This is a genomic window from Streptomyces sp. NRRL F-525 (assembly GCF_000716605.1).
Classification (GTDB): domain Bacteria; phylum Actinomycetota; class Actinomycetes; order Streptomycetales; family Streptomycetaceae; genus Streptomyces.
In genome coordinates, this window is the sequence record NZ_JNXE01000049.1 from 32,591 (window position 1) to 54,654 (window position 22,064).

Genomic DNA, 22,064 nt, shown 5'->3' on the forward strand with positions numbered 1-22,064 from the left:
CAATTCCTCGGTCACGGGCCCGCATCGATCGAACAGAAATCCACACACTCCGTCAGGTGCCTTGTGGCGCAAGGGTGTTGAGTACAGTCCGGGGCGTGAACGGCTACGAAGACTCCCTCCGTTTCGCCGTGCTGGGACCGGTCCGCGCATGGCGCGGTGAACAGGAACTGGACCTCGGTTCGCCCCAGCAGCGGTCGGTCCTGGCCGCGCTGCTGCTGCGGCGGGGACACGCTGTCGCGCTCGCCGAACTCCTCGACGCGGTCTGGGGCGAGGAGCAGCCGCAGGCCGCCGTGTCCGTCCTGCGGACCTATGTGTCGCGCCTCCGGAAAGTGCTGGAGCCGGGCCGGGAGGCGGCCGACCTCCCCCGGGTGGTCGTGTCGGTCGGCGACGGATATCTGGTCCGCCTGCCGGCACACGGCCTGGATCTCGCCGTGTTCGAGCGGCGCGTCGCGGAGGCGAAGGAGCTGCGCGCCACCGGGCGGCCGGCCGCCGCCGCGGAGCTGCTGCGCGTGGCGCTCGACGGGTGGCAAGGGGCGGCACTGGCGGGACTCCCCGGACCGCTGGCCGAGTCCGAGGGCTCCCGGCTGGACGAGGAGCGGCTGACCGCGCTCGAGACCTGGCTGGACATCGAGGTCGACCGCGGCCGCCACGCCGAAGTGATCGCCGAACTGGTCTCGTTGACCGGCCGGTACCCGCTGCGGGAGCAGCTGTGCCGGCTGCTCATGCTGGCGCTCTACCGTTCCGGGAGGCAGGCCGAGGCGCTGGCCGCCTACCGCGGTGCGCGCAGCACCCTGGTGGCCGAGCTGGGCATCGAACCCGGTACGGCGCTGCGGGACCTGCACGACCGCATACTGGCGGCCGACGCGACCCTGGACCCCGGCCCGCCCGGGCGGCCCCCTCCGCCGCCGGAGCCGGACTCCCCGGCGCCAACGGCCTCCCCCGCAGCCGTACATGCGGCCCGGCCCGCTCAACTGCCCGCCGATCTGCCGACGTTCGTCGGCCGGTGCGCCGAACTCGACCGGGCCCGGGCCCTGTTGCCCGAGCGGGGCGGCGCCCCGGCCACCGTGGTGATCACCGCGATCGGCGGGATGGCCGGCATCGGCAAGACCACCCTGGCCGTGCACTGGGCGCACGAGGTCGCCGACCGCTTCCCCGACGGACAGCTCTACGTCAATCTGCGCGGCTTCGATCCGACCGGCTCGCTGGTGACGCCGGACGAGGCCATCCGCGCCTTCCTCGGCGCGCTCGGCGTCCCCCCGATGCGGATCCCCTCCGGCCTCGACGCCCAGACCGCGCTGTACCGCAGCATGCTCGCCCAGCGGCGGATGCTGGTCCTCCTGGACAACGCCCGTGACACCGACCAGGCCCGCCCGTTGCTGCCCGGCTCCCCCGGCTCCCTGGTCATCGTCACCAGCCGCAACCAGCTCACCGGCCTGGTCGCCGGCGAAGGGGCGCATCCGCTGACCCTGGACCAGCTGACGCCCGCCGAGGCGCACGGCCTGCTGACGAGCCGGCTCGGCACCGAGCGGCCGGCGGCGGAACCGCGGGCGGCGGACGAGATCATCACGCGGTGCGCCCGGCTGCCGCTGGCCCTGGCCATCGTCGCCGCCCACGCCGTCGCCCACCCCGGCTTCCCGCTGAGCGCCATCGCCGGGGAACTGCGCGACAGCCACGGCAGCCTCGACGCCTTCGCCTCCGGCGACGACATCACCACCGACGTACGGGCCGTCTTCTCCTGGTCGTACAAGGCGGTGTCCGCGCCGGCCGCGCGCGTGTTCCATCTGCTGGGCCTGCACTCCGGACCCGACATCTCCGCGCCCGCCGCGGCCGCCCTCGCCGGGCTCCCGGTGCGGGAGACCCGCGGGCTGCTCGTCGAGCTCACCCGCGCCCACCTGCTGACCGAACACTTCCCGGGCCGCTACGCCCTGCACGACCTGCTGCGCGTCTACGCCGCCGAACGCGTGCGCGCCGAGGAGACACCGCGGGAGCGGGAGCGGGCCGTGGAGCGGCTGCTCGCCTGGTATCTGCACACCGCCGACGCGGCCTACCCGCACATCACCCCGCAGCGTCGCCGGATCCCGCTCGAACCGCTGCCGGCCCTGTGCCGGCCCCTGGAGTTCACGACGCACGACCAGGCGCTGGACTGGTGCGAGACCGAACGGGCCAACCTGGTCACCGCCGTGCACCAGGCGGCCGGGTCGGGCAGACCGGGTGTCGCCTGGCGGCTGCCCGCCGTCCTGTGGGGGTTCTTCTACCTGCGCAGCCACACGCACGACTGGGTGGACACCGCGCAGGTGGGCCTGACCGCCGCCCGCGCGGACAACGACCGCTGGGGCGAGGCGCAGGGCCTCGCGGACCTGGCCGCCGCGCTGCGCGGCTCGGGCCGGCTCATCGAGGCGGCCGAACAGTTCCGGCTGGCGATGGTCGCCTACCGGGAGCTCGGGGACGCCGAGGCCAGAGGGTCGGCCGTGACCAATCTGGGCGACACCTATCTGGAGGCCGGCCGGCTCGGCAAGGCCGTCGAGTACATCCGCAGGGGATTGGCGATCGAGCAGGTCATCGGCAGCGCCTGGGGGGAGGGCATCTCCCTGTGCAACCTGGGCGACGTCTACCAGCGGCTCGGCCGGTTCGACGAGGCCGTCGGCTGCCTGGAGCAGGCGCTGGACCTCCTGCGGGCCAACGGCAACCGCTGGGTCGAAGGGGTCACCCTCGACATCCTGGGCACGGCCCACCGCCGGCTCCAGCGCCACGACGACGCCGTCGAGTACTACCACCAGGCGCTCAGGACCCACCGGGACATCGGCAACCGGTGGGGGGAGGGCCACACCCTGGGCAACCTCGGTGACGCCCAACTGGCCGCCGGTGAACCGGAGTCCGCCCGTGACAGCTGGCGGCAGGCACTGGCGATCTTCGTGGAGTTCGACCACCGGGACGCCGCGAAGATCCGCGAGCGCCTCGGCCGGCTGGAGGAGGGTCAGCCGCACACCGACGCGCGACGGGCCGCGCCGGAGCGGGCCGCCTGACCCGCGCCCGCGGCGGGAACACGGCCTGGCCGTGCCCCCGGGGGGCGGGTACACGGCCAGGCTGCACCCGTACAACGGGCGGGGGGTGGGGACGGTTCAACCCCGGGGTCAGCTCGCGTCGTGGTAGACACGGCCGCTGGCGTTGGCGGTCGTCCCGTCGTAGAGACCGGTCGGGCTGGTCTGCGTGGAGAGCGTGAACCACGCGTAGCGCTCCAGGAAGTCCAGGCCGTCCAGCATCCGCGTCGACGACGTGATGAAGGCGGTCTGTTCCTGCTCGCTGGGGTAGCGGGGGGTGCCCTGGGAGAAGTCGATGAGGCCGTACTCGGTCAGCCAGACCGGCTTGTGGTAGCGGTCCCAGACGGCCTGCAGATAGCCGCGCAGCTGGTCGGCGGCGCCGGGTCCGAAGTCGGAGCCGTACCAGTGCACGGGGATGAAGTCGACGCGCAGACCGCGGTCGGCGGCGCCCTTCATGAAGCGGTCCAGCCAGCCGCCGTCGACGTCGGCGCCGGCGGACACCGCGGGCGCGCCCAGCCGCAGCCCGGTGGACTCCAGCCGGGGCCACAGGTCCAGGGCCTGTTCGGGCGTCATGTTGGACTGCCCCGCGTTGTCGGGCTCGTTGAAGCCGAGGAGTTCCTTGCTGCCGTTCTGGACGGCCGCGCCGAGTTCGGCGTCGGTGACGGAGCCGGGGCCCCAGATCATGGGGACGAAGTCGACGCCGTCCGGCTTGGTGACCGCGCCGGTGGAGGACGCCCAGTCGAAGTACCAGGACGCGCCGGAGTCGGCCAGTGCCTGGGAGGCGCCGTCGACGGGGTTGAGGCTGACGCCCTTGCGGGTCGGGGCGGCCGTGGTGACGGGGTTGGTGACCGGGGCGGGCTGCGTGGTGGCCGGGTCGGCCGGGGCGGGGCTGCCGGTTCCGAACGCGACGGTCAGGCCGCTGCACTTGGTGCACTGGTACATGACCTTGTTGCCCGGTTCGGCGTCCTGCTTGGACCAGGCGTACGCGGTCGGGCACTTCTGGTTGATCATGTCGCTGTAGGAGGTCTTCGCGTCCCGGTTCGGGTTGACGCAGACCAGCGACCGGCCGGTGGCCTGGTCCTTGGTCAGGTCCTCGGCCGGGCAGGCGGACAGCAGATCCTCGGCGCACCCGGCCACCGCGCACTCTCCGCTCGCGGGCGGCGTCACGTCGTTCGGCGTGATGGTGACGGGCGCGGCGACGGCGTCAACGTAGCTGACGTCGTACCAGGGGGCCAGGGAATCGGCCGGGTCGAAGTTGAACTCGGCGAGCCCGGTGGGCTGTTGGCCGAGGGTGCAGTGGTCGACGTAGGGTCCGCAGTCCCCGACGGCGCAGTGGAACGTGCTCCCGTCGTCGCCGCCGCACCCCTGACGGGCGAAGAAGGTGCCGCGCCAGTGCCCGGCGCCCTCGTGCTCCGGGACGGTGACGGTGGCGGACTGGCCCGGGTCCAGCGTCGGCAGCCCGGTGAGCGCGGCCGAGCCGTCGGCGTTGACCTCGCTGCCGACCCAGATGCGGCTGTCGGTGTTGTTCCGCAGGGTGACTGTGTGGTCGGCGGTGCCTACGTCGGCGGCCGGGGTTCCGTCGAGGTTCGTGCTGCTGGAGCGGTGCGTCTGGATCGCTATGGCGGTGCCTGACACACCGACGATGACCAGGAGCAGGGCGAGGAGGAGTGAGGTGCGTCTGCGCATGGGGCGTGCGTCTCCATTGACTTGCGCGGGTTGGGGTTCGGGGTTTCTCAGGTCGACGATCAGTTCTCGCCACCGCCGGCACGACGGATAGGGGTGGGGGACGGTTCAGTGGGCGAGGACGTATTCACCGTCCGCGGACGGCCTTCGACTGGCCGCCGTTGCTGGTGCTGTTCTGCCGAACTGGCTTCGGAGAATGCGCGTGTGACGGACCGTCACCAGTGCTCTGGGTCGGGGTCGGTGAAGGGCTGCGGAGAAACGAGCGGTCGTTGGCGATGTCCAGGCCCGTGGGGCTGAGCAGGGGCGACACCGGATAGGTCGAGTCGCCGGGGGTGCTGAACGCCATGCCGATTTCGTCCGGCAGGGACGACACCGGCGCTCCCAGGGGCCAGTCCGTGCGGCCGGTGTGATCGACCGACTGGAGCGGGGTCAACTGTGCGGCGCTCGCCCTGAGCGCTCTCTCCGTCTCGGCCACGTTGAAGCCATGGGCGTCGTGTTCCTCGCCCGGGCTCGGACTCACGGTGGCGTCACTCCGTCGTCGCGCCGCGTCGGCGGAGTGGGCGTCGAGAGGTTCGTTGGCGCGCGGATCCTGGAAACTTGGCCGCGGCGATGGCTCCGGTGACGGCACCCGTGGCGGAGCCGGTGGTGGCACCTGACGCTCCCAGCGTTGCCGGTTTTCCTCACTCGGTTGTCGTCTGGGTGTCGCGGCCTGTCGTTCTTTGATGTCCGCGGCCTGGATCGCGTCGACGATCATGGCCTTTTCCTGTGCCTCCAGCCGGAGGGCGTCGTGCGGCCGTTCCCGAAACGACTCCCGCTCCTGCGCGTTGGCGACGGACTGCCACACCAGGGGCATAGTGGCGCGGGATTCCTGGAACGCCTTCACCAATGTGGCGTTCTTGGGTTTCCTCAGCTCACTCAGGAGCGTGTCCTCGAAGGCCCAGCGTTCCGTGTCCGAGAGCAGGCCGATCCGCTTCTCGATGCGGTGCATACGCTGGAGCAGTGCCTGGGACTCCTCCGTGAGCACCGGCCGCTGTTCGGGCGGCGGCCCCTGCGCCTGCTCGCCCCCGCCTTGCCCCTGTGGGCCCTGGCCGGCCTCCTGTCCACCGCCGGGTGCCGCGCCTCCACCGCCCGACCCCGACCGTGACCGGCTCCAGATGCGATCCAGGGCGCTCCGCAGGAGGTCCCACATCCCCTCGAAGATGTCCGGTTCCGGTGGGCCCGCCGCACGGAACCTCGGGCCGCCGAGCAGCTTGGACTGGGTCTTCAGCAGGTCTCGCGCCAGTCCCGTCCGGGACCTCGTCCTGGTCAGCCGCTTCCGGCCCTGGGAAGCAGTGTTGTCGAATGCCACGTTGCCCCGCTCTCGAGTCGGAGGTGCTGACGCGGGTCACAACGGGCCGTCGGAGGACGGTGGTTCAACGCCAGACGCTCAACCACCGCACGACGGCCCGTGATCAGCCTGCCGCTGTGTGCGGGTCGAACCCCGCCGGCAGCGGCAACAACCCGACAGGCAGCGGCGATCGGGAAAGCCAATGGACCCCGCCGACCGGTCGCGCCGAAGCCTGCCCCGAGAAGTTCCCGTAGTACGTTCCGGTCCCGGGCCGCCGACGTCTCAACAGCCCCGCCGGCGCGAACCGCCCGGCACCGGTGGCCACCCGGCTTGGCTCCCCGTATCCCACCACGCTGTCAAGTCCGCCGAGTACGTCGACCGTGTACGTCATGCCGGTGCCCCCTCGTGTCGGCGGCCTGGACCGCCTCGGTGTTCGAGACGCAACGGCCGCACCAGGAAGGTGCGGCCGTGCGAGCCGAGTTGGCGGGTGGGATTACCGGCAGCTGCCATGTGCGTCCGGTTTCCTGCCCTTGCCCGACAGGAAAGGCTCCCGGTGGTCGCGGTGCCGGCCGGTCCGCGACGGGCCGATCCGGACCACCGGGAGCCTTCCTCAGTCCCGTGCGGACCTGTTCACCTGGCATGCCCCTGCTGTGCGGCGTACCGCTCGGCGGCCCTCCGCTCCTTCCGCTCGGCATGCGACTCCTGCGTTCGCGCGCCTTCGGGTGGGTTGTACTGCCCCGCCCCCGTCGGGTCGCCGTGCTGCTGGTACTGGGGGTAGTGCTGGCCCTCGTACGGGTTGCCGCTCTGGTAGTACGGGGCGGCGTAGGCCCCCGCTGTAGTTGTCGTCGCGGGGGTTTCGTACGACGACGTGTAAGTCTGCGTCGTAGGCATGGGGTTGTAACGCGCCGTCAGCGAGGGGCTTTCGAACGCCGACGTCAAGCCCATCGTCGTAGTCAGGGCGCTGTAGTCACCGGCCGACGTCACCGGTATCGAGTACTGACCCGCGACTATCGGGGGTGTGTACTCCGCCTGCGTCGTCGGCGGGAAGTACCCGTCATGGTCTCCTGTGTACCGGCCCGGTGATTCGTAGCCCGGCGACGTGACGTAGTCCAGGTTCATCCCGGTCTGGCTCGGGTGCCGTTCGTCGAGCTGGGTGCCCAAAGCGTAGTTGGGCGTTTGGAACGTCGGCGCCGCGTTCGCCTTCTCGTACGCCTTGTAGGCGTTGGCTCCGAGCCCGCCCAGGGTCGCCGTTTGCGACAAACCCGTTGACACGTCACCGGTCGTCAATGAGCCGGCCACGCCGAGACTTGCCGAGAGACCGGCGAGAACCTTGCCCGTGTACGGAGGACCGGCTTGGTACCCGTCCCAGAGGTCCTTCCCCACGCGCGCAGCAGCCCCGCCCCCGGCCACGTACTTCCCCACGGTGGGATCCACCAGCTGTACGAGCCTGCCCCCTTCGGAGATCAGTTCAGGGGCGTAGGGCGCGACGACCTTAGCAGCCTGTACGGCATAGCCGAGCCACGTTTTCGACGTTTCGGCTACCCACGCCCCTTGCTTGCTGGACCACTTCGCGATGGACCACGTACCGTCCTCATTCGCCTGGGCAGCGAAGGATGACTTCCTCCTTGTTTCCCTACCCTTTGCGTCTGCTGCCTGCTCTTCAATATCGAAGAGACGGTTGTGCCCCGCCGGCGGGGGGGTACTCGGGCCCTCGCGGAAGCCCCCCATGTCGACTACGGTGGAGCGCCTTCGCGCCCCGGGCCGTGCGTCCACGCTGAATTTTCGATACCCAGCGGGTTGGGCAGAGCTGGTGGAACTTTCTCCGGCCATTCGTTGATCTCCTTGTGTGGAATAGAAGACCTGCTTTGCAGAGAGCACAACGGGACCGGATCTCGGACGGTTCACCGGACGCCGAAACGAATCACCCCGAGGATCGTCGACGCGGGCGCGGCGGGAAGGTGCCACAGGCTGCACGTGTCTGCGGCGCCGGAAAGCGGTTCACCCGCGTTCCGGCGCGCCACCATGCGAAGAGCTGGGGTGATCGTGGCCTTCGTCAGGCCGGTGGGGGCACCGGCCCGAAGGGGTCGACAGCCGCGACGGTGGGCGATTCCTTCGGGCGGTGCATATTGGGCTTGCAGCCGGCGAAGGGGCCCTGGGGGGCCCGCAGGTGGTCCAGGACGTTGTACAGGTAGTCCCGGTGCCAGTTGGCGGGTCCGGTCATCGTGGAGCCGGGGCCGGTCAGGTCACCCCAGGCGAGCCAGAGGCCGTGCAGGAGAGCTACCGCTTCGGGGTGCTCCCACCAGCGGGCGCACCAGGGTGCCGCGGACGTGACTTCCCTGCCGTAGACCGGCAGCAGCACGTGGTGAGTCCACAGGGTCAGTTGACGCAGTGAGTGCGCGTAGGCCGGCCCCTCCAGGTAGAGGATGAACTGCGGCGGAGTCGGAGGCTTCTTCTCTTCGGCGGCCGGCACTTCCGGCTCGGCCTCGGGCCGCCGTCGTTCAAAAGACGCGTCCCGCTCCGCCCCGGCAGCCCGAGGCGGCTTCTCCGTCGGCATGGTTGACATGACTCTCCCGCTGTCGCTCGGCAGTTGTGCTGCACCCCCGCTCACGCGGCACAACGGAGGCCACCCCGCCGCCGGTTCAAGCGTCCGGCCGCACCACCCCCAATATCCGCATCGACGCCGCCGGCGACACATACACATCCCGCCCCGGCCGAGGCGCCGAGATGATGTCCCCGCCCCCGACATAGATCGCCACATGGCTCGCGTCGGAGAAGTACACGATCAGGTCCCCGGGCCGCATGTCCTCGATCGGGACGTGCTTCAGCCGGGCCCACTGCGACTCCGACGTGCGGGGAATGGCGACGCCCGCGTGCAGCCAGGCCTGGGACGTGAGGCCCGAGCAGTCGTAGGAGTCGGGGCCCTCGGCGCCCCAGACGTACGGCTTGCCGATCTGCTTGACGGCGAAGGCGATGGCCTTCCGGCCGGCGGTCGTCGCGTCGGTGCCGACCTTCTTGAGGATGCCCGTGCTCTCCCACTTCGCCTGGGCCCGGTCGGACTCCGTCTTCTCCAGGTCGGCGAGGCGGGCCCGCTCCTTCGCCGCCAGCGAGGACTCCAACGCCCGCGCCTCGGCGATGTGTTGCTCGATCGTCCGGCGCTGCGCCGCCATCGCGCGCCGGCTCGCCCGCAGGCGCTTCAGCTCGGCAGCCGCCTCGTCCGTGCGGGTGCGCAAGGACGCCTTCGTCGTCTTCAGGTCCGTCAGGAGGTTCTGCGTGTTCTGCTGGGCCTGGAGCGCCAACCCCGCGTTGTCCAGGGCCCGTCCGGGGTCACTGGCCAGCGCGAACTGCAGCTCGGCGGGCACGCCCCCGCCGCGGTACTGGGCCCTGGCCGCCGCTCCGGCAAGGGAGTTGAGGCGGGTCAGTCTCGCCTCGGCCGTGCGGACCTGGGAGGTGAGTGAACCGACACGCTTCTGCTGTGCCGTCACCCTGCCGTCGGCCGCGTCGTACTTGTCGGTCGCCACCTCCGCCTGGTGGTACAGGCTTTCCAGCTGGTGCTGTACCTCGGTGAGGGTCCGGGGGTCGGCCTGGGCGCCCTGTTGGCTCGCCGCCGTCAGGGCGCAGGCCAGGGCGACGGCTGCCGCCGCCCGGTGGTTGTGTGTGCGCGGGGGCCGTCTCATCTGGGCCGGAGTTCCCTTCGTACGCGTCGGTGAGGATGCGTACGCACAACGGCCGCCACCCGTACGGCGGTTCAGTGCGGAGGTGACGGCGTGAACCCGTGGCGCGCGGCAGACGTTGTGCGCGAAGAGGTACGACGGCCGGTGAAGGGGACCGTATGGACGCCAGGTTGCTGCTGCTCGCGCTGTGCACGGGGGTGGGTCTCGGGTTTCTCCTGCTCGCCGTACGGCAGTTGGTGACCGTGGCGCGGCTGTGGGTGCGCGGGGTGCTGGTGACGGGCACCGTGATCCCGCGGATCGCGGGCGACCGGCGGCGGACCGGGCTCGTGGTCTTCACCGACCACCTGGGGCGGCCCGCCGTCCTCGATCCGGGGGCGTACGGGACGCTGCGCGGACTGCCGCCGGTCGGCGGGACGGTGCCCGTGTGCTACCCGCGCGACCGGCCCGCGGCGGCCCGGCTCTGGACCCCGCGGTATCTGCTGTCGCCGACGTTCGGGTGGTTCCTGACGGCGACCGTGGCCTTCGTCTGCGGGACCCGGCTGACCCGGTGAGCGGGCGCGAGACGGCCGGTACCGGGCGGGTCCAGGACGTCGATGTGCTGCGCGGGTTCGCCCTGTTCGGCATCCTGCTCGTCAACTCCCAGTTGATGGCGGGTCCTTACACCGCGTTCGGCGGCGGGCCGGACGCCACCGCCGTCGACCGGGCCGCCGCCTGGGCGGTGACCGCGACCACCACCCTCTACCAGCTGTTCTCGTTCCTCTTCGGCTACAGCTTCGTCCTCCAGGAGCGCGGTGCCGGGAAGCCGGACGGCGGCGGCTCCGCCGGGCGCCAACTCCGGCGTACGGCAGGGCTGTTCGGCCTCGGACTGCTGCACGCGGTGCTGCTCTACCCCGGCGACATCCTCATGACGTACGCCGTGCTGGGACTGGTCCTGTACGGCCTGCGCGGGCTGCGTCCCCGGGCCGCGCTGCGGGTCGCGGTCTGCCTGGTGGCGGGCCTCGCGGTGCTGCTGCTCGGGTACGGGCTGCTCACCGTCGCCCTCACCCGGCCGGTCACCCCGGCGCAGTACGCCCCCGAGGTCGCGCGCAGTGCGGCCGCCTACCGCGGCGGCTTCCTCTCGGTCGTAGGGGCGCATCTGCGCGAACTGCCGTCGACCGTGGGCGCGAACGTGCTGTACGCCCCCGACATGCTGGCCGCGTTCCTGGCCGGCCTCGCGGCGGCGAAGACGGGCCTGGTGGAACGGCGCGGCCGGGACCGGGCGTGGCTCAAGCGGGTCGTCGTACGGTGGCTGCCGGTCGGCCTGGCCGGCGGGATCGTCACCGCGTGCTGTGCGAACGGGCCGCTGGACAGCCGCTGGTTCCTGGTCGGCCACGCGGTGTCGCTGCTGACCGCGCCCGCGCTCACGGCGTCGTACGCCTGCGGCCTGCTCCTGCTGACCGGCGCGCGGCGCCCGGCGGCGGGCCGAGTCCTGGCCGCCACCGGGCGCATGGCCCTCACGCAGTACCTCTCCCAGTCACTGGTCCTCGCGCTCGTCTTCACCGGTTACGGCCTCGGTCTCTACGACCGGGTCGGCACCGCCGTCGTCCTCGCCGGGTGCGTGGTGCTGTACGGCGCCCAACTCGCCCTGGGCGTACGGCTGATGGGGCGGGTGCGGTACGCGCCGGCCGAGCTGGTGCTGCGGACCGTCACGCTGTGGCGGCGTCCCGGTAGTCGTCCATCTCCACGACGTTGTCCTTCTCCAGGGTCAGCCCCAGGCCCGGCAGCAGACGGGCCGCGGCGCGTTCGGTGATCGCCGCCGTCTCCGCCTTCGCCGCCGCCGAGATGACATCGGCGCCGGGCTCCTTGTACCAGGGGCGCAACCGGATCAGGGCCGGCTTGACGCCGGTGGCCAGGAGCAGGGCGGTGCCCTTGGGGAGGGCGCGGATCCTGTCGGGCGGCAGGACGGACTCCTGACGGTAGGAGTACGAGCGTGAAGTCCCGTCCTTGCTGCGGGAGATGCTCGGGGTCTTCACGTCGTGCTGGCCGACCAGGGTGGAGATCTTCTGCACGAAGTCGGCGTCGTCCAGGCCCGCACCGAGGAGTTTGACGGTCGCCGCGCTCCACAGCGCGTCCATCCCGACCTCGCCCCACACGCGGGCGCCCTGGCGGTAACTCTGCAGCAGGGTCACGACGTTGATGCCGCGCGAGCCGAAGTGCGAGTACAGGTCGGGGAGATCGGAGATGCGGCACACGTTGGCCGCCTCGTCGAGGACGGCGGTCAGCGGCGGGTCGAGCCGGCCGCCCATGCGCTCCGCCGCTACGACACCCGCCCGCATCGTCGCGTCGGCGAGACCCGCGATGACGCCGGCCGCCGAGCCGCCGCCGTCCTTGGAGAGGAGGTAGAGGGTGTCGGTGCCCAGGACGTGCTCGTGCGGGCGGAACTCCGGGAGCCGGGGGTCGGGGGTGACCCAGGCGAGGATCTCCGGGTCGAGGAGGCAGGACGCGGTCTGGCGGGCGGTCTCGTAGATGCCGTCCCGGGTCTCCACCGCGCCGCGCACCGTGCCCTGCAACTGCTCGGCCATCGCGACGAGTCCGACCTCGCGGAGCAGGTCGACGGGGGTGCGGTCGGCGGGGTCGGCGAGCCAGGCCAGCAGGTCGGTCAGCGGGGCCCGGCCGCGGGCGGCGGCCAGGAACAGCGCGGTCAGGGTGTTCTGGGCGGCCGAGATCCAGAAGTCCTTCTTCGCGGTGTCGTCGTTGACCGACGCCACGAAGTGACCGGCCATCCGGCGGGCGCCCTCGATGGTGTGGCACTCGCCGAGGATGTTCCACCACATGGCGCGCGGGGCGTGGGCGATGCCCTGCGGGTCGAACGTCCACACCGTGCCCGCCTTCTCACGCTGGGCGCGGGTGACGGCGTAGACGTCGGACTTGTTGGAGGTGAGCAGGACCGCGCCCTGCGCGCGCAGCACCCGGGGGACGGCGATGCCGGTGGACTTGCCGGCCCGGGGCGCCATCAGGTCGAGCTCCACGTCCTCGTAACTGCTGCGCAGTTCGGGGCCCTTGGGGTCGAGGTCGCCGAGGAGGTTGCCGGTCTCGTCGGGGTGGACCTGCTCGCGGCCCCGGAGGGTGGGGCGCAGTTCACGGGCGCGGGCCTCGATGCCCTTGGGGCACATGGCGGCGAGTTCGCGCTTCCCGGCGAGGCCCTTGGGCGCTTTCCCGCGGTCCATGAAGAAGTTGACGGCGAGGGCGGCGGGCACGGTGACGATCGCCAGGACGCCGAACATGCCCGCGTAGAGCACGGCGGCCGGGGTGCCCGGCCACAGCGCGGTCGGCCCGTCGGAGACCAGGGTGGAGACGGTGGACATGGCGAACGGCGGGGCGTCCCAGCCGTAGCCGGCGAGGCCGGCGCCGAAGGTGCCGCCGGCCCAGACCATGGTGAAGGCGAGGATGCCGAAGGCGGCCAGCGCGGCGATGGCCCACTGCAGCTGGTCGCCGAGGTCGGTGCTGCGGGGTCCGCTCACGCCGTCCACCCCCCGGCCTCTCCGGCGAGGGCGCCCGGGTCGCCGGGGAAACCGAGGGGTCCCTCCTGAGCGACCCGTGCGACCTCTTCGGCGGCGCGGGCCGCGGCCTGCTCGATGGCCGCCTCGTTGGTCGTCCAGCGGGTGTTGGTGTTGTGCAGGTCGCGCTCGGCGTCGGTGATGGCGACCTTGATCGGGATGCCGGGGCGGCCGCCGACCTTGATGAGGAAGCGGCCGCGGCCCGGCGGCTCCTCGTCCTCGCCGCGGACGCCCCAGCCGGGCGGCGAGGACCAGGACGAGACGAGTTCGATCTCGCGGCGGGAGAGTCCGACGACCTTGCCGAGATCCTCCATCTCGGTCTTCGGCAGTCCGGCGCAGACGACCATGCCGGCCCGCTCGACGAAGCCGCGCGCCTTGGCGCGGTCGGCGTCGGTGCCGAGGGCCTCGGCGTCCTTGAGGGTGTGGGTGATCTTGGCGTCGCCGAGACCGAGGGAGCGGTTGAGGCGGGTGAGCGCGTCGATGCGGTCGACGATGCCGGAGGCCGCGCGCAGCGGGCGCCACAGCTCGTCGAGGACGGTGAAGAACCAGCGCCGGGGCGCGAGTCCGGCGTCCGCGAGGGCGTGCGAGGCGGCGACCGTGCCGAGCCCGTCGGACCAGGCGGCGAGCATCGCGGCGGCGGTGAGCTGGGTGTCGGCCTCGCCGATGCCGGAGATGTCGATGCACACGGCGGGCGCGTTCGCGTCGATGCGGGTGGACGTCTCGGAGGCGAAGGTGTCGCCGAGCGGACCGTCGAGGATGCCGAGCAGGGAGCGGTGCAGCGGGTCCACGGCGTCCCGGTAGCGGGTGTCGTCGCCGCGGTCGAGGGTGACCGCGCGGACCCGGTCGGGGCCCTCGGTGAGGACCCGCAGCACGTCGGGCAGCAGCACGCTGCGGCCGGGAGGGGTGCGTTCGCGCAGGTGGTGCAGGACGGCGGAGAGCACGGACTGCTCGTGGTCGTCCATGGGCCGGCCGCGCACGATGGTGATGAGCGCGGCGACCATGTTCAGCACCCGGCCGTGGGCCTCGGCCTTCAGGACCTCGCCGGCCTCGCCGCCGACCTTCGCGGCGGCCTCGCCCATGGCGCCCGGGTCGAGGACGTTGATGCCGCCCCGGCCGCGGCCGATGGAGATGACCTGGCCGCCGAGCGCGCGGACGGTGTCGGCGTAGTCGGGCTTGAGGTCGCCGAGGACCAGCGGGACGACACCGGTCGCGGCGAGCCCGATCAGCATCCGGTTGATGAGCGTCGACTTGCCCAGGCCCGGCATGCCGAGCATGAACAGGGAGGGGTTGGAGATGTAGCGGGCCCGGGTGAACCAGTTCAGCGGGTCGCCGCAGACCGTGGCACCGGTGAACAGGTGCTGGCCGAGCGGCACTCCGGTCATGGGCGAGCCCGAACCGGCGGCGAACGGCCACATGCCGCAGGCCTGCACGGTGGTGGCGCGCCACATGGTGGGCGGGTCCATATATCCGACGCGGCCCCCGCCGGCGCCCTCCCAGCCGCGGGCCGGGATGTACAGCTCGCGGGGCTTGGCCGGGGCCTTGCCCTTGCCGGCGCGCCTGGCGTCGGACTTCGCCCGGGCCTTCGCGGACTTCGTCGCGGCGGCCTCGGCGCCGGATCCGTCCAGGCCGACCAGGCCCGGCCCGCCCGCGGCCAGGTCCCGGAGCGCCCGTTCCTCGGCCAGCAGGTCGGCGCGCTCGGCCAGCTTCTCCTCGCTACGACGGCTCACAGCGCCTCCTGCAGTTCGTGCGGGACGAGGGTCTGTTCCCACGGAAGGATCCCGGCGGGCAGGGTGCAGCTGAACGCGGCCGCCTGCATCCGGTCGGCGGGGCGCATGAGCACCCGGGACGCCGCGGTCAGGTTGCGTACGGTGACGCTGGCGTCGGCGAGTTCCGCCAGGGTGTCGACGGTGACCGTCAGCATCAGCGAGAACTCCACGAGCCCGGCGCCGGACGCCTCCTCGGCGGCGGTCTGTTCGGCCGCCCGCACCTCTGAGGCGGCGCGCGCCTGGACCATGCCCTTGCCGGACGTGGCCATGAACTGGGCGCTGCGCCGGTCGGCCTCGACGATGCGGGCCGAGGTGGCGGGGTCGATGGCCCGGTAGACCAGGGCGACCCGCTTGCGCCGGGTGCCGGGGGCGGCCTCCAGCATGCCGCGCAGCACCGAGGAGCGGACGGTGCCGCGGGGTGCCAGGGTGAGCATCCAGGTGCGGGAGACACCCGAGTCGTGCTGGTAGGCGTTGACCGTCTCGACGGCGGCGGCGGGACCGGCGTCGTCCCACTCCAGGCCCGTTCCGCCTTCCAGGGCACGGGCGTTGAGGACGTCGGCGGCGACGGCGGGGTCGTAGGCGACCCGGACTACCTCGGCGATCCGCTCGGCCGACAGCGGGTAGGCGGCACCGCCGCCGGCCGCGACGAGCCCGCTGAGCAGGCCGGGGATGCGGATGGCCAGTTCGGTCATCACGTCCTCCTTCCTGCGCTTCTGGCCGGCCGGGTTGCCGTAGGTGAGGGTGACGTAGGTGTGCATCTCGGAGGAGGCGCTCGGGTAGCGCTCGACGACCTCCTCCATCACGGCGCGGGCGGCGGCCGGCGCGTTCGGGTGGATGCGGGGCAGCACCTCGTGGGCGAGCCGGGTGCCGGGGTCGGGGGCGGTCTCCACGATCACGGTGGCGCCCTTGAGACCGGGTTCGTGGGAGAGCCGGGCCAGCCACTCGCCCCACAGCGCGACCCAGACGTCGACCTGGTCCGGGTCGATGAGCGAACCGCCGTCGGGGTCGCAGCCCAGGACGATCGTGTACAGGTCGCGCTGCGGGTGGTGCAGGATCCCGAAGGGGCGGTCGTAGGCGTCGCGGCCCTCGCTCGCGGTGACCTTGTTGAGCAGGCCCGGCGGGCGGAACCGGCCGCCGGGGCGCGCGGACAGCGGGCCCGAGACGTAGAGGTGCGAGCCGGCGGCCTTCCTGCGCCACCAGCCGACGCGCAGGGCGAAGAGCTGGTAGACGTTGCGGCCGTCCTGGGTGCGGATGGTCAGCGGGATGAGGAACAGGACGACCGGCACGAACACGACGAGCGCCGCGTACAGCGAGATCAGCGAGGCGAGCAGGGTGGCGACGAGGCCGCCGAAGATCACGAAGGTGCCGACGAGTCCGAGCGGTCCGAGCCCCGCGCGCCTCGGCCTGCGCCAGTTCCCGTAGGTCGGGTGGGAGACGGCTTCCGTGGACATGTGACCGGTTTCCTTTCGTGAGGTGACGGTGGTGCGGCGTGGGCCGGGACCGGTGGGGAGACCGCCGGACGCCCCGGGGGAGGGCGCCCGGCGGCCGTTCGTCAGGGGAGGCGACGCCGGGCGGGGCTACGGGCGTACGGCCCCGGTGTCGTGGACTCCCCCGGGCTCACTTGTTGTTGCCGAGTTCTCCGTCGGCCCCCTCGACGGCGCCGGAGACGGTCGAGCTCGCGACCTGGGTCGCGGCCACGGCCGCGAGGATCGCCATGCCGGCGGGGCCGCCCATCGCCGCCGCGGCTTCCTTGCCCGCACCGCCCGCGGCCTTGCCGGCACCGCCACCGCCACCGCTCTTGCCCGCACCGCTCGGACCGCCCGAGCCGGACGCGCCGTCGGAACCGCTGCCGCCGGACGCGCCGTCCGAGCCGCTCCCGCCGGACGCGCCGCCGGTGCCGCTGGCTCCGCTCGGGCCCTTCTGCGCGCCACCGCCACCGCCGCCGCCGGACGCGCCGCTCATGGCGCCGACCTGCACGGCACCGCTGGCCAGCTGGCTGCCCGCCTGGCCCATGGAGGCCATCGGGTTGCCGGTGCCCATGGCAGCGGCGGCGGGTACGACGAGCTTCAGCAGCGCGGGGAGCGCGATGGCGGACAGCAGCATCACGCCGATACCGGCGATACGGGTGTTGACGTTGGCGCCCGTCGGGCTGTTCTGGCCTTCGGTGATCATCGCCATACCGGCGTTCAGCACGAGGGCGACCGCGGGTTTGTACAACAGCCAGGAGATCATCCAGCCGATGTGCTTGCGCCACCAGCCGGCGCCCCAGTCCGTCATCGAGGCCGCGGCGGCCATCGGGAGGGTGCCGAGCATGATCATCATGACGCCGAGCCGGATGTACATCAGGATCGTGTGCAGGATGCCCGCGAGCAGCAGCAGGAAGGCGAGGATCAGCAGCAGGAAGGACTCGATGCCGGTGCTGTCGCCGCAGGCGCCGATGTGGTCCAGCGCCTTCTGCACCGAGTCGTCGAAGAGGTAGGTGGAGTAGTTGTCCGCGACCCTGGCGGCGGCCACGCAGATGGTGGTGGCGGCGCCCGAGACGAGGACGACCCGCATGATGCCCTTCAGGGCGGTGACACCCGCGGTGCCCCTGCGCTCGATCGCCATCTTGCCGGCCGCGAACAGCAGGGAACCGACGGCCAGATAGACCACGATCCACGATGTCTTGTTGCTGAGGTCGTGCGAGGTGGTCGTGTCGTCCAGGGTCGGGACACTCTCGGCCAGCCCCGCGAACACGGCGATCGCGGCGGCGAGGATCGTCTTCGCGATCAGACTGATGACCGTCCCGACGGGGTCGCCGAGAAAGCTGAAGAACCCGGTGATCGCGTCCGCGAGCGGATTCCCGGTACTGCAGGCCGCCATGTCAGGCCCCCCAGAGTGTGTAGCCGACGGCGCTCTGCTCGGAGGCCAGCTGCGAGTACAGTCCGCCGCTTTCGTCGGGCTGGATCTTCCAGTCGCCACCGCTCCAGCGCACGTAGACGGTGGTCCTGGCATAGCCCTGGTCGTTCTTGATCAACAGCCCGACGGTCGCCGCCTTTCCGGTGTACGAGGTCACCTGGAACCCGGCGTACGACGAGGTGGTCGGGGCGGTGTTCGAGCCGTCCGTGTCCGGCACGGCGGTGCGCTGGAACACGAACAGCTCGCGTTCCTGCCCGGCGACCACCTGCTGGTCGGTGACGGTGCGCCACTGGGACCCGCTCATCTGGGTGGGGATGTCGGTGGCGGCCAGTACGGCACCCATGGGGGTGTGCGCGAAGCACCACCACACGGCGCCCTGGATCTTCGTCGGCCCCGCCGAGGCGGAGACCGGCACCCGCCCGACGTCGAGCGTGTGCCACGTGATGTCCTTCGGCACGGACGTGGGGATCGCGTCGCCCGCGCTGTCGTCGGTACGGCAGCCGCCGGGACGGCTGTCCTTCGTGGTGACGGTGCCGGACAGCGGGCCCTTGGACGCCGGAGCCTCAGCACCGTCACCGGAGCCCGATCCGGACGTCAGCGTGGCGGTCACGCCCATGACGACGACCAGCGCGAGGAACCCCGCCGACGCCTGCCAGCTGCGCTGTTTCCAGTACGGCCCGGACTCCTCGGACCGCTGTTCTCCGCGCTTGAGTATGCCCACTGCCCCGCGCCCTCTAGTTGAAGACGAACTGGACGAGCGGGCCGGCCGTGGCCACCAGGACACAGCCGCCGAGCACCATGCCGAGGCGGCTCATGTGCTCCGAACTCTCGCCCCGCTTCACGGAGATGGCCATCATCGCGCCGGTCACCAGCACGCCGCAGACACCGGCGGCGGTGCCGGCCCAGGCGAGGATGCCGAGGACGAGGTCGACCTTGGTGGTCAGTTCGGACGGGGCGTTGCTCGTCGGCTGTGGAACGGTGGCGGCGAGGATGCTGGCGGTTTCGTGAAGCGGTGCGGACATGAGGTCTCTCCGAGGAGTCGGCGCCCGGCGCGAGCGGTGGGCGAAAGGGTGAACGGGCAGTACGGGAAGGCCTGTTGGGCTCAGGGACCTTGCAGGGTCAGGTCGCCGAGGAACTTGACGATCGGGTAGGCCGAGGTGGCGACCACGCAGGCGAGGACGACGAAGAAGACCCCGCGGAAGTGCTCACCGCCCTCGCCCGGGTCGCCGCGGCGCAGCTGGAGCGCCATCTGCATGCCGACGATGATCAGTCCGGCGACACCGCAGGCCGAGGCGCACCAGGAGAGGGTGTCGATGATCAGGTGGCCGTCGCCGCCCGGGTCGAACCCGTCGGCCAAGTACCGCGTGGCGGTGAGGAGTTGACTCACGACATGGCTCCCTCGCCGTAGACGTCGCTGCCCACCAGCCGGGAGAGCGTGACCAGTTGCCGGGGGACGTACTTCATCGGGCCGTCCGTGCGCCACGCCGGGATCCACGGCACGCGGTGCACGCGGGCGACGGAGCGCAGTACCCGGATGCGGCGCAGCAGGCTGAGCGGCAGCCGGCCGGGGGCGTCGGCGACGAGCACCACGGCCAGCAGTTCGAGCCCCTGCGGGGCGTCGCCGTCCTCGAACGCGCCGAGCGCCTGGGACACGGACCGCAGTCCGCTCGCGCTGGTCCGGCCGACCAGGACGACCCGGTACGGCTCGCCCCGCGCGGGCTCCGGCCAGCGGGCGCCCATGTCCACGCCGCCGAGGGCCTCGGCCAGCGAGGTCGCGCCGGAGCCGCCGTGCGCCTTGACCCACCCGACGTCCTCACGCGGCCTGCCACGCCCCACCGTCCTGGGCCGCCTCGGCTGGCCCAGGCCCGAACTGGCCTTGCGCGCGGGCGCGTTGGGCCGGGGTGCGGCCTGCCGCGGGGCGGGCGCCACGGTCCGGGGGGCGGTGGTCTGCCGTACGGCGGGGGCCGCGGGCCGCGGAGCCACGGGCCGCGGGGCGGGCTGTACGACGGTCTGCGCCCCCTGCCGTACGGGCGCGGACGGCAGCCCGCCGCCGAAGCCCTGGTGCGGGGAGTACGCCGTCTGCCCGACGGGGGCCTGGTATCCGGCGGGGGCGGGGGGTCCGACGGGGGCGGCCGTGCCGCCGTCCGTCGCCGGGCGGGCCGACTGCTCGGACTGTGTGGACCTGGGTCCCCGTACCCATGACCGCGGGCCCGGCTGTGGTGCCGAAGGAGTGCCCATGACGTTCTTCCCGCCCCCCTCTTGCCTCGTGCTTCCGCTGTTCTGGCTCATCCGGTTTCCACTGGTTTGAACTTTTTCGCCACGGGGCCCGTTTCGGTCTACCGGGCCCGTCGGACAGCACAACGGGCCATGTGGCCACAGCGGTTCAAGACGAGCCGAAGAAGGCGGAGGACGCGGATGGGTGCGGGAGAGAGCGAGGACGGCGCGGGCTCGAAGGCCGTCATGTACGGCGTGGCCGGCGCCGGCGTGGGCGGCTGCGTGATGATCCCGCTCGCCGTGGCGGGCGCCGTGCCGCTGATCATCGTCTTCGGCGGGCTCGGGGTCCTGCTGGCCCCGCTCATCGCGCTGATCCTGTTCTTCGGAGGAGGCGGCGGCAGCGCCGACGACTACAGCGGCGACAACGACACCGCGAACCAGACGATCGTCATCCTCCAGGGCGACGGGAAGGGCGAGCTGGACACCGCGACCGTCCCCGCGGACCTGGTGGACCCCATCCAGAAGGCCGGCGAGCAGTGCGAGGCGATCGGCCCGATCGTCATCGCCTCCCAGCTGGAGAAGGCGTCCGGCTTCAACTCGACCCTGGTCGGCCCGCACGGCGAGACGGGCATCTCACAACTGACGCCGGACATCTTCGCCAAGTACGGCAAGGACGACGACGGCAACGGCAAGACGCAGGCGACGGACAACAAGGACTCGGTCATGGCCCTGGGCCGCTACATGTGCGATCTCGCGGGCCAGGGACAGACGTTGCTCGACAACGGCACGGTCGTGAAGACCACCGACAAGGACGGCAACACCACCAACAGCGTCCTGGACCTCGCCCTGGCCGGCTACGCCATCGGCATGGACGCCGTGAAGGCGGCCAAGGGCGTCCCGCAGTCGAACGACGCCCTGAGCTACGTCCTCGCCATCCGCGCCCAGTTCGCCAAGTACCAGGGCGTCGGCGCCCCGCCCGACGGCGCCACCCCCGGCGTCACGCCCACCGACACCGCCACTTCCGGCACATGAGGAGGACAGCCATGCAGACGATGGTCATGAAGACGACGGTCATGGACCAGTTCAAGGTGCGCATCTCCGACGACGGACTCGCCGAGATCGACGGACACCCGCTCGTCCCGGTGCCGGGGCAGTCCGTGCACGAGGCCGTACTGGACCAGTTGCAGCGGTACGCGCAGGAGCGCGCCGCCGCCGTCGAGGCGACGGTGAACGACGGTCCCGGCGCCGCCCACTTCGTCCTCCAGGTGTCGCCGGACGGCTCCAGCCGCGTCCTCGACATGGAGGAAACGGCACCCCCGGAACCCGAGGCAACCCCCGCCGCCCCCGCCCCTGTCTCCGCCGTCGCCTCCGCGGTCGCCCGCGCCCGTGCCATGGCCGCCGCCCGTGCCTCCGCCCCCGCACCCGCGCCCGCCGCCGACGACCTTCCACCCGAACTCGCCGAACGGCTCGGCCGTATCAACGCGTTGGGGGTCGCGGGCCGGCTCGACGAGGCGTTCGCCGACGCGACCGCGCTGCGCGAGAGCCTGACCGGTTCGGTGGGCGCCGAGCACCCGCACGCGGTGGAGGCCCGGGCCGTGGAGGCGTACCTCGCGCATCTGCGCGGCGACTACCGCGAGGCCGTCGTCCTGGCGCTGGCCGTGGCCCGGATCCGGTGCGGGGCCGGGGACGAGCGGGCGGCGACGGAGGTGGCGCGGGCCGCGGCGGCCTGGCAGCAGCTCGACGACTCGCGGACCGCCGTCGCCCATGGACGCGAACTGCTGCACATGTGGGGCGTGTTGAACCGTCGCGGTCCGCTGCCGCCGGGCCACGTCGAACTCGCCGAACAGGTCCACAGATACGTGCGGGCGCTGGAGGCGGCCTACGCCTGAACCCCGCGTACCGGCACTGACCGGCCCGTCAATCGCCTCGTA

At 72.2% G+C, this 22,064-nt stretch carries 18 protein-coding genes; 5 read left to right on the forward strand and 13 right to left on the reverse strand.

All coding sequences use genetic code 11. The annotated features are described in order from the left end of the window. Positions 1-95 precede the first annotated feature (95 nt). Entirely contained in the window at positions 96-3,023 is a 2,928-nt protein-coding gene (locus OO69_RS43155) for an AfsR/SARP family transcriptional regulator (protein ID WP_033286457.1), read from the forward strand. A 108-nt stretch (positions 3,024-3,131) separates the two neighbouring features. Here OO69_RS43155 and OO69_RS43160 read toward each other — a convergent pair whose 3' ends face one another. The 5 genes from OO69_RS43160 to OO69_RS43180 form a co-directional block, all read right to left on the reverse strand. Further along, positions 3,132-4,724 carry a glycosyl hydrolase gene (locus OO69_RS43160; RefSeq protein ID WP_033286458.1) on the reverse strand — a complete coding sequence of 531 codons (1,593 nt, stop codon included), beginning with the start codon at positions 4,722-4,724 and terminating at the stop codon, positions 3,132-3,134. Between the two features lie 124 nt (positions 4,725-4,848). Then, the gene (locus OO69_RS43165; protein ID WP_033286459.1) at positions 4,849-6,069 is read right to left on the reverse strand and encodes a hypothetical protein; all 1,221 of its coding nucleotides are present in this window, start codon (positions 6,067-6,069) and stop codon (positions 4,849-4,851) included. Positions 6,070-6,678: 609 nt separating this feature from the next. Next, on the reverse strand, positions 6,679-7,776 hold the full coding sequence (locus OO69_RS52210; RefSeq protein ID WP_158713489.1) for a hypothetical protein: 1,098 nt from the start codon (positions 7,774-7,776) through the stop codon (positions 6,679-6,681). Between the two features lie 325 nt (positions 7,777-8,101). Next, a complete protein-coding gene (locus OO69_RS43175) occupies positions 8,102-8,611 on the reverse strand; it encodes a DUF4913 domain-containing protein (RefSeq protein WP_420707958.1) in 510 nt (169 codons plus the stop codon). A gap of 76 nt (positions 8,612-8,687) precedes the next feature. Next, positions 8,688-9,722, reverse strand: a complete 1,035-nt coding sequence (locus OO69_RS43180) for a C40 family peptidase (RefSeq protein ID WP_033286462.1) — start codon at positions 9,720-9,722, stop codon at positions 8,688-8,690. A 155-nt stretch (positions 9,723-9,877) separates the two neighbouring features. On the opposite strand from OO69_RS43180, the gene OO69_RS43185 reads away from it, so the two are divergent. After that, positions 9,878-10,270 (forward strand): hypothetical protein, encoded by a 393-nt coding sequence (locus tag OO69_RS43185; RefSeq protein ID WP_033286463.1) that lies wholly within the window; start codon positions 9,878-9,880, stop codon positions 10,268-10,270. After that, complete coding sequence (locus OO69_RS43190; protein ID WP_033286464.1) at positions 10,267-11,508, forward strand: DUF418 domain-containing protein; 1,242 nt, start codon at positions 10,267-10,269, stop codon at positions 11,506-11,508. The genes OO69_RS43185 and OO69_RS43190 overlap by 4 nt, the downstream gene beginning before the upstream one ends. On the opposite strand, the gene OO69_RS43195 is transcribed toward OO69_RS43190, so the two are convergent. The 8 genes from OO69_RS43195 to OO69_RS49625 all read right to left on the reverse strand — a co-directional run bounded on the left by OO69_RS43195 (position 11,405) and on the right by OO69_RS49625 (position 20,157). Continuing rightward, on the reverse strand, positions 11,405-13,228 hold the full coding sequence (locus OO69_RS43195; protein ID WP_033286465.1) for a type IV secretory system conjugative DNA transfer family protein: 1,824 nt from the start codon (positions 13,226-13,228) through the stop codon (positions 11,405-11,407). The two genes, OO69_RS43190 and OO69_RS43195, sit on opposite strands and share 104 nt — an antisense overlap. After that, the gene (locus tag OO69_RS43200; RefSeq protein ID WP_051801650.1) at positions 13,216-14,982 is read right to left on the reverse strand and encodes an ATP/GTP-binding protein; all 1,767 of its coding nucleotides are present in this window, start codon (positions 14,980-14,982) and stop codon (positions 13,216-13,218) included. Before OO69_RS43200 ends, OO69_RS43195 begins: the two co-directional genes overlap by 13 nt. Beyond that, a complete protein-coding gene (locus OO69_RS43205) occupies positions 14,979-16,472 on the reverse strand; it encodes an SCO6880 family protein (protein ID WP_033286466.1) in 1,494 nt (497 codons plus the stop codon). The genes OO69_RS43200 and OO69_RS43205 overlap by 4 nt, the downstream gene beginning before the upstream one ends. A gap of 166 nt (positions 16,473-16,638) precedes the next feature. Then, positions 16,639-17,883, reverse strand: coding sequence for a hypothetical protein (locus tag OO69_RS43210; protein WP_033286467.1), 1,245 nt, complete (start codon positions 17,881-17,883; stop codon positions 16,639-16,641). A gap of 1 nt (position 17,884) precedes the next feature. Next, positions 17,885-18,640, reverse strand: coding sequence for a hypothetical protein (locus tag OO69_RS43215; RefSeq protein ID WP_033286468.1), 756 nt, complete (start codon positions 18,638-18,640; stop codon positions 17,885-17,887). A gap of 13 nt (positions 18,641-18,653) precedes the next feature. Then, positions 18,654-18,941, reverse strand: coding sequence for a hypothetical protein (locus OO69_RS43220; RefSeq protein WP_033286469.1), 288 nt, complete (start codon positions 18,939-18,941; stop codon positions 18,654-18,656). 80 nt (positions 18,942-19,021) lie between these two features. Further along, positions 19,022-19,306, reverse strand: coding sequence for a hypothetical protein (locus OO69_RS43225; protein WP_033286470.1), 285 nt, complete (start codon positions 19,304-19,306; stop codon positions 19,022-19,024). Beyond that, complete coding sequence (locus OO69_RS49625; protein ID WP_324604585.1) at positions 19,303-20,157, reverse strand: hypothetical protein; 855 nt, start codon at positions 20,155-20,157, stop codon at positions 19,303-19,305. Before OO69_RS49625 ends, OO69_RS43225 begins: the two co-directional genes overlap by 4 nt. Before the next feature lie 177 nt (positions 20,158-20,334). On the opposite strand from OO69_RS49625, the gene OO69_RS43235 reads away from it, so the two are divergent. Next, the gene (locus tag OO69_RS43235; RefSeq protein WP_033286471.1) at positions 20,335-21,165 is read left to right on the forward strand and encodes a lytic transglycosylase domain-containing protein; all 831 of its coding nucleotides are present in this window, start codon (positions 20,335-20,337) and stop codon (positions 21,163-21,165) included. Between the two features lie 11 nt (positions 21,166-21,176). Then, entirely contained in the window at positions 21,177-22,022 is an 846-nt protein-coding gene (locus tag OO69_RS52215; RefSeq protein WP_051801651.1) for a hypothetical protein, read from the forward strand. The last annotated feature ends 42 nt before the right edge of the window (positions 22,023-22,064 follow it).

What these genes read in the sequence shown, in the direction of transcription:
- OO69_RS43220 (WP_033286469.1), bottom strand. Translation starts at nt 18,941, where the DNA reads ATGTCCGCACCGCTTCACGAAACCGCCAGCATCCTCGCCGCCACCGTT.
- OO69_RS43185 (WP_033286463.1), top strand. Translation starts at nt 9,878, where the DNA reads ATGGACGCCAGGTTGCTGCTGCTCGCGCTGTGCACGGGGGTGGGTCTC.
- OO69_RS43210 (WP_033286467.1), bottom strand. Translation starts at nt 17,883, where the DNA reads ATGGCGGCCTGCAGTACCGGGAATCCGCTCGCGGACGCGATCACCGGG.
- OO69_RS43160 (WP_033286458.1), bottom strand. Translation starts at nt 4,724, where the DNA reads ATGCGCAGACGCACCTCACTCCTCCTCGCCCTGCTCCTGGTCATCGTC.
- OO69_RS49625 (WP_324604585.1), bottom strand. Translation starts at nt 20,157, where the DNA reads ATGGGCACTCCTTCGGCACCACAGCCGGGCCCGCGGTCATGGGTACGG.
- OO69_RS43175 (WP_420707958.1), bottom strand. Translation starts at nt 8,611, where the DNA reads ATGTCAACCATGCCGACGGAGAAGCCGCCTCGGGCTGCCGGGGCGGAG.
- OO69_RS52215 (WP_051801651.1), top strand. Translation starts at nt 21,177, where the DNA reads ATGCAGACGATGGTCATGAAGACGACGGTCATGGACCAGTTCAAGGTG.
- OO69_RS52210 (WP_158713489.1), bottom strand. Translation starts at nt 7,776, where the DNA reads ATGGGGGGCTTCCGCGAGGGCCCGAGTACCCCCCCGCCGGCGGGGCAC.
- OO69_RS43205 (WP_033286466.1), bottom strand. Translation starts at nt 16,472, where the DNA reads ATGTCCACGGAAGCCGTCTCCCACCCGACCTACGGGAACTGGCGCAGG.
- OO69_RS43180 (WP_033286462.1), bottom strand. Translation starts at nt 9,722, where the DNA reads ATGAGACGGCCCCCGCGCACACACAACCACCGGGCGGCGGCAGCCGTC.
- OO69_RS43235 (WP_033286471.1), top strand. Translation starts at nt 20,335, where the DNA reads ATGGGTGCGGGAGAGAGCGAGGACGGCGCGGGCTCGAAGGCCGTCATG.